The sequence below is a fragment of the Wolbachia endosymbiont of Drosophila tristis genome (assembly GCF_028981745.1).
GTDB classification, from domain to species: domain Bacteria; phylum Pseudomonadota; class Alphaproteobacteria; order Rickettsiales; family Anaplasmataceae; genus Wolbachia; species Wolbachia pipientis.
Genome location: NZ_JAPQLN010000059.1, coordinates 1 through 10,989, shown reverse-complemented (window position 1 = coordinate 10,989; position 10,989 = coordinate 1). Strand labels below are relative to the sequence as shown.

The 10,989-nt window shown below is 37.0% G+C and carries 8 protein-coding genes, 2 tRNA genes and 1 pseudogene; 4 read left to right on the top strand and 7 right to left on the bottom strand.

Annotation, left to right across the window (positions count from 1 at the left end; all coding sequences use genetic code 11):
• Window position 1: 1 nt before the first annotated feature.
• The 4 genes from tuf to carA all read right to left on the bottom strand — a co-directional run bounded on the left by tuf (window position 2) and on the right by carA (window position 2,724).
• Window positions 2-1,174 carry an elongation factor Tu gene (gene tuf / locus OZD64_RS02185; protein ID WP_274999224.1) on the bottom strand — a complete coding sequence of 391 codons (1,173 nt, stop codon included), beginning with the start codon at window positions 1,172-1,174 and terminating at the stop codon, window positions 2-4.
• 78 nt (window positions 1,175-1,252) lie between these two features.
• Window positions 1,253-1,323, bottom strand: a tRNA-Gly gene (locus tag OZD64_RS02180).
• 4 nt (window positions 1,324-1,327) lie between these two features.
• Window positions 1,328-1,410 (bottom strand) — tRNA-Tyr (locus tag OZD64_RS02175).
• Between the two features lie 114 nt (window positions 1,411-1,524).
• A complete protein-coding gene (carA, locus tag OZD64_RS02170; protein WP_010962760.1) occupies window positions 1,525-2,724 on the bottom strand; it encodes a glutamine-hydrolyzing carbamoyl-phosphate synthase small subunit in 1,200 nt (399 codons plus the stop codon).
• A gap of 205 nt (window positions 2,725-2,929) precedes the next feature.
• On the opposite strand from carA, the pseudogene OZD64_RS02165 reads away from it, so the two are divergent.
• Window positions 2,930-3,424, top strand: a pseudogene (locus OZD64_RS02165) (hypothetical protein).
• A gap of 420 nt (window positions 3,425-3,844) precedes the next feature.
• On the opposite strand, the gene OZD64_RS02160 reads toward OZD64_RS02165, so the two are convergent.
• Both OZD64_RS02160 and glpX read right to left on the bottom strand, forming a co-directional pair.
• On the bottom strand, window positions 3,845-5,218 hold the full coding sequence (locus tag OZD64_RS02160) for a hypothetical protein (protein ID WP_080717621.1): 1,374 nt from the start codon (window positions 5,216-5,218) through the stop codon (window positions 3,845-3,847).
• A gap of 81 nt (window positions 5,219-5,299) precedes the next feature.
• Window positions 5,300-6,217 carry a class II fructose-bisphosphatase gene (glpX, locus tag OZD64_RS02155; RefSeq protein WP_070356883.1) on the bottom strand — a complete coding sequence of 306 codons (918 nt, stop codon included), beginning with the start codon at window positions 6,215-6,217 and terminating at the stop codon, window positions 5,300-5,302.
• 123 nt (window positions 6,218-6,340) lie between these two features.
• On the opposite strand from glpX, the gene OZD64_RS02150 reads away from it, so the two are divergent.
• A complete protein-coding gene (locus OZD64_RS02150) occupies window positions 6,341-6,778 on the top strand; it encodes a hypothetical protein (RefSeq protein ID WP_245683340.1) in 438 nt (145 codons plus the stop codon).
• A 50-nt stretch (window positions 6,779-6,828) separates the two neighbouring features.
• A complete protein-coding gene (locus OZD64_RS02145; protein WP_274999223.1) occupies window positions 6,829-7,629 on the top strand; it encodes an ankyrin repeat domain-containing protein in 801 nt (266 codons plus the stop codon).
• 84 nt (window positions 7,630-7,713) lie between these two features.
• On the opposite strand, the gene ppdK is transcribed toward OZD64_RS02145, so the two are convergent.
• Window positions 7,714-10,449, bottom strand: a complete 2,736-nt coding sequence (gene ppdK, locus OZD64_RS02140) for a pyruvate, phosphate dikinase (RefSeq protein ID WP_274999222.1) — start codon at window positions 10,447-10,449, stop codon at window positions 7,714-7,716.
• Between the two features lie 210 nt (window positions 10,450-10,659).
• On the opposite strand from ppdK, the gene OZD64_RS02135 reads away from it, so the two are divergent.
• Window positions 10,660-10,989, top strand: a 330-nt coding sequence (locus OZD64_RS02135; RefSeq protein WP_274999221.1) for a PD-(D/E)XK nuclease family transposase, incomplete at its 3' end; no start/stop codon positions are given.

Sequence of the window (10,989 nt, the reverse complement as noted above, 5' to 3'; positions counted from 1 at the left end):
CTCACTCCAAAATTTCAGAAACAACACCAGAACCAACAGTTCTACCGCCTTCTCTTATCGCAAAACGCAATCCCTTATCCATTGCTATCGGTACTTGCAATTCTACTTCTACACTCACATTATCTCCTGGCATTACCATCTCCTTCCCATCTAGCAATTTTATGCTCCCAGTTACATCCGTTGTCCTTAAATAAAACTGTGGCTGGTAATTCGCAAAAAATGGTGTATGCCTTCCTCCTTCCTCTTTCTTTAATATATAAACCTCCGCCTTAAACTTTCTATGCGGTGTTATCGTCCCCGGTTTCGCTAATACTTGCCCTCTCTCCACTTCTTCTCTTTTTGTTCCTCTTAACAATATTCCTACATTGAGTCCTGCACTTCCCTTATCCAGCAACTTCTTAAACATCTCAACACCTGTGCATATCGTCTTTTGCGTCGCTTTCAGACCTATTATCTCTATCTCTTCTCCCGTCTTTATCTCTCCCTTCTCTATTCTTCCTGTTACCACTGTTCCTCGCCCCGATATCGAAAATACATCTTCGATTGGCAATAAAAATGGTAAATCCACAGGCCTTGGTGGAACCGCTACATATTCATCTAACTTTTCCATCAATTTATCTATTGATTTCTTTCCATATTCGCTGCTGTCATCCTCCAGCGCCTTGAGCGCTGAACCAACCACCACAGGCACTTCATCCCCTGGAAATCCGTATTTACTCAGTAATTCCCTCACTTCCATTTCTACTAAATCTATCATATCAGCATCAGCAACATCAGCTTTATTTATATACACCACGATATATCCAACATCTACCTGCTTCGCCAGCAATATATGCTCTCTCGTTTGTGGCATTGGCCCATCAACCCCCGACACTACCAATATCGCCGCATCCATCTGTGCTGCACCTACTATCATGTTCTTTACATAGTCAGCGTGTCCAGGACAATCAACGTGTGCATAATGCCTTTTCTCTGTCTGATACTCAACATGCGCTGTTGCTATCGTTATCCCCCTCTTCCTTTCTTCTGGCGCTTTGTCTATCTGATCGTACGCTACAAAATTTCCATAATGCTTCGTTATCGCCGCTGTTAACGTCGTCTTCCCATGATCCACATGTCCTATTGTTCCCACATTTACATGCGGCTTTCCAAATGCTTCCACTATTGCTGTCATAATTTAAACTTTTCTACCTAAAATACAAATACATCAATAAATAATATGTTGATTTTATAAAAATACAACAAAAAAAAGAGCGGATAGTGGGAATCGAACCCACGTCACTAGCTTGGAAGGCTAGAGCTCTACCATTGAGCTATACCCGCACAATGGAGGAGGTAGGATTCGAACCTACGTACGCTCACGCGGACAGATTTACAGTCTGTTACCTTTAACCACTCGGTCACTCCTCCGCAAAAATTTGTTAAGAGAATACTATTTTAGCATCTTAACTTAAGCTCTTATTGTATTTAATACTAAACGCCTAAAATTAAAAAATCAAGCAATAAAACCTACCCTGATTAAAATCATGCAGATTTCATTTTATATAACACAATATTGCCAATAAAACGCCTAAACAAATAATGCGAATCATGCGTACCTGGCGCTTCTTCTGGATGATATTGCACAGAAAAGACTAGGTAATCTTTCATCATTATTCCCTCTACACTATTATCAAATAGAGAAATGTGAGTAATTTCAACATTACTTGGAAGAGAAGCTGAATCAACAACAAAACCATGATTTTGGCTAGTGATCTCAACTTTTCCACTAATTACATCATAAACTGGATGGTTACTCCCTCGGTGACCTATATCCATCTTGATGGTCTTTGCCCCCAAAGTAATCGCAAGTAATTGATGGCCCATGCATATGCCAAAAATTGGTATTTTAGATTTTATAATAATGTCTATTTCTGAAACTACACTTTCTCCTATTTCTTGCGGATCACCAGGACCATTTGAAAGCACTATACCATCTGGATTCATACTCAACACTTTTTGAGCAAAACCTGTGCTTGGTCTGATTAATTCAACTGTACAACCAAGTTCTATTAAGCGTGAAACTATACTGATTTTTACGCCAAAATCAACGATTACAATCCTATATTTTGCATTAAGGTCAATAGCTCTATCTGATGTCATTCCAGTGCGTGACACTGGAATCCATATATTTTTTGCTGGATCCGAGTAGTCAGCTACTTGGATGACAAAGTGCTCCGCTAGTCTATTATTTTCAAAACTGTTATTTAAACTAACCTTATTAGTTATTTCTATCCCATTTACAGGTTTGTATTCCTTCAATTTGTCTAATGCATGCGCCTTACTCGATGAGCATATCATTCCATTTTGAGATCCATGTTCTCTCAAATGTCTTGTTAAAGCTCTAGTATCAACTCCTGATATCCCAATCACGTTATTTTTCTCTAACCAATCATTTAAACTGATATATGAAGAAGGGTGGGACATAGAAGAAAGTTCACGCATAACCACACCACTTGCAAAAATTTTCTTTCCTTCATTATCTTTATGATTTATTCCAATGTTACCAATATGAGGAAAAGTGAACGTTATAATTTGATCGGCAAAAGAAGGATCAGTTATAGTATGCTGATAACCGGTCATACCAGTGGTAAAACAAACCTCGCCTATGCACTTGCCTTTTTTACCTACTGATTTTCCCCAAAAGCACTTGCCATCTTGTAAAATTAAAACTGCGTCCTGCACTTCATTATCTATTTAACTGATTCAAAACAGTATACAAGAATTTCAAATAATACGTAACTCTTTCTAAAATTCCAAATTTAACCACGAAGCAGCAAAAAATAACATGAAAAACTTTTAATACAATCTTTCATATAAAATATATAGTTGACTACCTTCATATTTCGTATTAGATATAGGTAAATCATAAGTAAAGTGGAGGGTAATAATGAACACTGGTACAAATCAATCAAAAAAAATAAATGAGAAGTGGTTAGCTGGAGGAATTGGCGCGCTATTATTTGTAATGATGCTACCGTCGATTCTTCTTTTAGCAAAAATAGCTATAGGGCTAATTATGGTTTCAGTTGCAGCAATAGCGATAAAAGTTGCCTTAAAAACAATATCGAATGCTTGAGAGGATAAACAGGCAGATCAAAGCCAAGCGACGCAACAAACAACACAAAGTAAAATTATAAACCTGGCTATTGGATTAACATCTATATTCGTAGGAGGATTATCACTATTCATTATAGCACAAACTGGCTTAATTGCAGCATGTGCAGCTATAACTGCTTTAGCTCTACACGAATATGTTAAAAATCAAGAAATAGGAAAAGAGATAAATGATAAATTCGATAAGGTAGCTGACGATACAATCAATTTTATTGTTAGCAGTGTTGAAAAACTTATTCCAACAAAGCCGCCAGGCATAACAGCCTAAACTGTCTCCGTTCAGGGCATAAGTGTTACAAGTAGCATTATATAAAGCGATTAATGGCATCCTCCTGATAATAGAATAATTGTATCTGTTCAGGGGCATCGCAAATATTGAAGCAAAAGTGGTCAGTGCTTACTATACGAATATTGTGATTTGAATCCACTAGGGAGGATGTCATCCCAGTGCCCAGACACTGGGATCCAGGAATTTTGATTAGAGATTAAATTGGTGAGTATAAAAGTAGCTAATCCTACGTTAAAATACAACGTTTTTAATGGGACTGCGTAAAAGGGCTGGATTCCAGTGTCAAGCACTGGAATGACACCTTTGTGTTTGAGGCAAAACCTGCTATAACATTTCTTCGCAAACAAACGTTCGTACAGTTATGTATCAGCTACTTTCATGGCACCATTTATTGTAAACTCACATTTCTCTATGATTATCTTTATTTGCCGCTTTCCCGAACGGATGCTCTACAGTTATTTCCTCATTAATAGAGCGAGGTGCACCGGAACCAGGTACAACGATATTCTCGTGCGATTGCATATCCTTCTTTTCCTCACATGGTGTTTGCTTAATGAAATGTGCTGCTAAAACTTCATGTAAAGCTTTACCTTTTATAAGCACAGCCTCGTTTTGCTTAGCTAACTCTAAAATTTTCTTTGGTTCAACATCTTTACCGTCAATAGTTGATTTTTTAATACTAACTTGACCTAAATTTATATTTAGAACAACAGTACAGTTAAGGTCTTTTCCAGATTCATCTTTTGCATCCCAACTAATTTCGATGTCACATATTGCAAATTTTGTAAAGGAGTAGTTCCTCTGTTGTTTCTCATTCTTCTCAATTGTTACTATTCTTTTATCATTACTGTATATTTTTACTCTTTGTACCTCATTTTTAATTGTTTCCATCCTTTTAATCTTTTCGCTCAAAAGACGACTAGTTTCTAAACTCTGTCCAGGTTTAGTAATGTTGATACTAAGATTATCATAATGATTAACAAGATGTCCTGCCTTTTTGTCTGGCCAATAACATCCATCAAAGAAACCAATTAGATCATCTTTGTTTAGAAATTCTTTTGCATCATTCATTCCTTCGTCAATTCGAAGAAGATATCTACCCAACCTCTTTTTAAAATTTTCTTTTAACTCCTCCTGATCTTTAGAAGTAAGCTTCTTATCCAATATATCCATTATTTCTCTTTGCTTACTTAATACCACATAGTTAAAAAGGAAAATGCTCTCCTTCTCCCGTCGATAATAGTTTGCTATTTTGTCAAATGGATCCGCTGGCCGGCCGTTATTATAATTTACAGAATCAGAAGAATCTTGACATTTATTATCCTTAAAATTGAAATTCAATTTTTCAAAATCTGATAACACTTCTTCTGCCCTATCTTTAAAAGACTGAAGTCTATCTTGAAGTTCTTTTCCATAACTCATTCCTTTGTCAATTTGAAAAACATATTGACTATATTTCTTTCTAAACTCCTCCTGTTCTTCGAGAAGAGGAAGATTCCTATCTAATATATCGATTATTTCTTTCCGCTTATTCAATATCACGTAATTAAAGAGGGAACTCTTCCCCTTCTTTTCATAATCGTCTGCTATTTTGTCAAAACACTTATTATCCTTAAACTCCAATTTCTCAAAATCTGAGAGCACACTTTGTACCTGAGTCTCATCGAATTGAAGATTTGCTTGAGGAGATAGAAGAGTCAACTTTTCTTCACTTTCCTTGGTACTCGAATTTTTGTAAAAACCATTCAATAGATTTACAATACTAGAAAACATTTCACACCTCTATTGTTATAAGTAAACTTGGTTATATCTTAATGCTAAATGTTGCAAAACTAAAATTAGAAACTAAAAAAGCTAACATAAGTTCTGCATTGTTTGCAGCTTTATCAGCTTATTAGGTAGAATTATTAAAGAACTAGTTGAACATATGTTATCAACTCCATCCACAAGTTCTCCGCTTGTTACTCCAGTTGCAATAAACACTGATTCACCTCTTGCCATATCTTTTACGGTGTAGATTTTTTCTGGGTCATGGATATTTAAATTTTTTGCTCTTTCTTTTAATTGATCCGTGTCAAATATTAATCTTCCCTCCATCTGCCCACCGATTGAACTCAGCGCTGCAGCCGCAAGCACCCCTTCTGGTGCCCCTCCTATTCCGATATACATATCATGATTGCCATTTACTAGTGAAACTACGGCTGCAACATCGCCATCATCTATTAGTTTAATTTTTGCTCCTAATTTCCTGATTTTCTCTATTAATTCATTGTGCCTTTCACGTTTAAGTACAGTTACCACGAGATCATTCACTTTGCATTTTTTTGCCTTGGCTAAATTGTCTAGATTCTTTTCAATGCTATTTTTTAGTGAGACTACACCCTCTGGAAGATTTTTTCCTACTGCTATCTTTTCCATATAAACATCAGGCGCATGTAAAAAATTACCTTTTTTCGTTGCAGCAAGAACGGACATTGCCCCTGATTTGTAATGAGCACAAATCGTAGTGCCTTCAAGTGGGTCAACGGCAATGTCGATTTCAGGACCATTTCCAGTGCCAACCTTCTCGCCAATATATAGCATCGGCGCTTCATCTCTCTCACCTTCACCAATTACGATAGTACCATTTATTTCCATTGAATTTAATACTGTACGCATTGCATCAACTGCAACCTGATCAGCCTTTTTTTCATCGCCGAAGCCTGCTAGTTTATATGCAGCAAGTGCTGCAGCTTCGGTCACTTTAACTAATTTATAAGCTAAATCTTCCATCATTTGCTCGAGAATCATAAATAAAGAATCCAATATATATCATGCAACTTTAGACTGCAATATGTCTTGACTGGTTGTGGGAAAGTTGCTGTAATAAACTAACATATAGTAGTAGGTTTAGTTATGGTATATAGTAATGATGATATTAGAGAGTTGTATCGAAAGATAGCTACAATTGTAAAATATGATGATAAGGGAATTGCTAGTCTTAAAGATTTGCAAAAGGAACCAAAGTGGAAAGAAGTTAATTTCCAAGATAAATGTGAAGGAGACAATTCATTAGAAGACTTACTTCTAAAACATGCAACCGAAAATAACAACACACGCGTTAAGGATTTTCTCCTCCAAAATGGGTGTAAACCCCTTCAACAAGAGCAAATAACCGCAGCGATAAACAAGGAAGAAGAGGCACCTAATGTGGAAGAGAATAGAGCAGACAGTAATGAAGTAGATTCTAGTAACTCCATAAACCCTGGTATGACTGCTGAAGTACTTTACGGGCAACTAATACAAGGAAAAAAACAAATTCGGCAATTTTTGACTCGTTTGCAAATGCTGTAAGAGAGTCCAATATTACCGGCGATCGTAGCGTATTTCTAGATGTTGTAAAATTGTTTACAGATTTAGATGCTGTAGTCCATCTTACAGATACTGCTTCCAGGACTATATTGGATATAGCTGCAATAACAAAACAAGCTGACGTTGTTAAGGTACTTTTGGATAGTGGCAAATTTAATGAAGAAGAAAAATTGCATGCCTTGAATTCTGCTATTGTTCAAGGTAATGTCCAAGAAGTTGAGCTAATTTTAGGTTACGTGAGTCCTGCAAACAGGAAAGAGGCTTTAGAAGTGGCCATACAGGTAGGTAAAACTGAAATTGTTAATGCGTTCTTGAATAGTGGTAAGCTTAATGAAGAAAACAGAGCAAAACCTTGCAGCAGTAATGGGAACATTGGTAGTAGACCTATAGCAACAGTTCCTCTAACCAGTACCAATGGTGATAATCATAATAACAAAAACAAAACGCCTGTAATACCAGAGGAAACAAATACTAAGCAAACTGCCACACCAAATAATGATAATAAAGCTAACGGCTTCGTAGATGCTCAATTTTCTATGCCAAATGAACAAGAAACTAAATATAAAGAGAGCAAAAAGGATTTTTACACCTCATTGACAAAAGATGTTGTTGGAGTTGTTATTACAGGATTATTCATTACTGCTGCTGTAATGGTTCCATTTGTAGCTGGTGCAGTAGTTTGCAGTGTCATAGCTGCTTTGGTTGCAATATACACCGGGTTGCATGTAAAAAATTCTACATTACCAAGTTATAGGGAGATGAGAGAGAATGAAGTTGAACGTGTAACAGGATGTCATCCCAGTGCCCAGACACTGGGATCCAGAAAGCCATAATAAAAACTAGATCCAGCGTCACGCGCTGGAATGACACCCTCTGGTGGGCTCAAACCATATGAGTAGCCAACACTGCCACTATACTTACCTAGCAAATTTAGATCTAACACCAAACTGTGCTGCCACTAACTTTGCAATCGGTACTCTATAGGGTGAGCATGAAACATAATCCACCCCTGATTCGATGAGAAACTCTATAGATTTTGGATCTGCTCCATGCTCTCCACATATACCCAGTTTTATTTCTTTTCGGGTTTTTTTGCCTCTTTCAATGGCCATCTTGATTAACTCCCCTACCCCTTCGATGTCCAGCACTTCAAATGGGTCGTTTTCGAATATGTTGCTTTCCTTATAAGAATCGAGGAAATTAACTGAATCATCTCTTGAAAGTCCCATGGTTGTTTGCGTTAAATCATTAGTGCCAAAACTAAAGAACTCTGCATGTTTTGCTAACTTATCAGCAATCAGTGCTGCTCTTGGTAGTTCTATCATCGTTCCAATTGAATAAGCCTTGTCTGATGTCATTCCAGCGCGTGAAGCTGGAATCTGCGTCTGGATCCCAGCTGAGATAACAGAGGATTCTTTCTTTGCTAGCTCGCATATCAGAATAAATTCTTTCTCGCTCATGATAAAAGGAATCATGATTTCAGGCTCCACTTCTATCTTCTTTTCTTTCTTTAATTCACTTGCAGCACTAAGTATTGCCCTAATCTGCATGCTATATATTTCAGGATGAGAAATAGCAAGTCTACAACCTCGATGGCCAAGCATTGGGTTCTTTTCTGATAACTGTGCTATTTTATTTTTTACTGACTCAACTGACTTACTAAGTGATTTGGCAATTTTTTCTATAGTAGACTGATCATTGGGTAAAAATTCATGCAAAGGTGGATCAAGCAACCGTATAGTGACTTCCCTGCCCTCCATAATAGAAAATATTTCTTTGAAATCAGACTTTTGCATTTCTTCTAGTTTAATGAGCGCATTTGCCCTTTCATTTTCATCGTCAGCTATTATCAACTTTTGAATGAATTCGATTCTATCATTAGCGAAAAACATATGTTCTGTGCGACATAAGCCTATACCTTCTGCACCGAATTCTTTTGCAATTTTTGCGTCTTTTGGAGTATCAGCGTTCGCTCTCACTTTGACCGTTTTGATTTCATCTATCCAGTTGATTACCGTTTTGAATTCTTGCGATAATTCAGGTGAAATTGTAGGGAGAATGCCAAGCATAACCTCCCCTGTTCCTCCGTTGATGGTAATTGGTTCACCTTTATTTACTTTTGTATCCCCTACAGAAAAGAAAGTTCCATCTTTATCGATATAAAGTCCACTCACACTGCAAATGCATGGCTTACCCATTCCACGGGTTACAACAGCAGCATGCGAGGTCATCCCTCCCCGTGCTGTTACTATGCCACTTGCAGCATTCATTCCATTAATATCTTCAGGACTCGTTTCTGACCTTACTAAAATCACTTTTTTGCCCTGCTCTGCAGCTTTTTCAGCATCACTTGCACTAAACACTACATATCCAGAAGCAACCCCTGGAGAAGCCGGCAGCCCCTTCCCTATTACTTTTTGGTCACTCTTAACGTCAAGAACTGGATGCAATAAATTGTCAAAGGTTTTTGGATCAATTCTCAATATTCCTTCTTCTTTTGTAATCGTTCCTTCGTTTACCATATCAACTATTATGCGAATAGCAGCTTCAGCCGTGCGCTTGCCAGACCTAGTCTGCAAAATCCATAACTTACCGTCCTGCACAGTAAATTCGATATCCTGCATGTCTTTATAATGCCTTTCAAGTTTTTCACATACCACGCATAATTCTCGGTAGACACTTGGCAGCAACTTCTCCATGGTGTTTTTTTGCTCTCCGTCAATTGGCATAGGAGTATAAACACCAGAAACCACATCCTCACCCTGAGCATTAATCAGAAATTCACCAAAGTATTTTTTTTCTCCAGTTGAAGGATTTCGTGTAAATATCACACCAGTTGCAGAATTATCATTTAAATTACCAAAAACCATTGCTTGCACGTTGACCGCTGTTCCAAGGTTTTCAGGAATATTATGTATTTTTCTATAGGAAACAGCCCTATCATTTTTCCAAGAAGCAAATACTGCATTCACTGAGCTGAGCAATTGCTCTTCAACATTCTGCGGAAAATGTTTTCCTGTTTTTTCATGTACTATCCTTTTGAAATTGTTAACAATTTCTTTTAAAACATCAATATCAAGATCAGCTAAGCTTTTTGCTCCACTCTTTTGCTGCTTATTATCAACAACATCTTGAAATAGGTGATGATCAAGCTGTAGTACAACATTGGAGTACATCATGATGAAACGGCAGTAGCTATCGTAAGCAAAACGTTCGCCACTTTTTTTTGCAAGCCCAACAACGGTTTCATCATTTAGACCAACATTTAAAATAGTATCAAGCATGCCCGGCATTGAACTAACACTACCAGAGCGTATGGAAACTAATAAGGGATTATTTAAATCCCCAAATTTACAACCGATGTCATTTTCGAGCATCGCCATGTAGTTTTTGATTCCACTACATATGTCATTCCAGTGCGTGACCACATTTTTTTCTGGATCCGAGTAGTCAGCTACTTGGATAACAGAAGATCTATTGTCTTGATAATAGACTTTGCAAGCAGAGGTGGAAATTGTGAAACCAGGTGGAACAGGAATGCCAACATTGCACATTTCTGCTAAATTTGCCCCCTTTCCTCCCAGCAGATTTTTCATTTCTGCATTGCCTTCGCATTTACCCTGGCTAAAGTAATGTATTAACTTTTCCCCCATCATTTTCTCCGGATTTTCACTGATAAACACATTGTACATATAGCTCCAATAAACCTGTGAGAACTTGAAACCTTAGGATAATAAATTTTACAAAATTTTGCAACAACGTTCCTTACAACAACATCAGTAAAGTTAACAAAAAAGACGACAAATTATTGAATTATTATTAATAAGAATATACAATATAAAGATACATTTAAAAATTTTTTTATGGCTCTTTCTAAATTTCTCGATCCAAAGTTAGATTTAACATTTAAGAAAATCTTTGGCACTGAAAAAAATAAGAATATTCTTATCCATTTTTTAAACGATATTTTAGGATGTACTGAAGTCAACACTATACAAGAAGTAGAATTCTTAAGCACCATTATGGACCCTGAAATTGCTTCTGATAAACAAAGCATTGTTGATGTTCTTTGCAGGGATGAAAATGGGGTGCAAGTAATAGTCGAAATGGTGCGACCTGAAAGCCTTCGGTCATATTGTTTAAAAGGAGAGGAATTCATTCAGAAAGAAACTGAAAGGATTCTAAAGCTTATT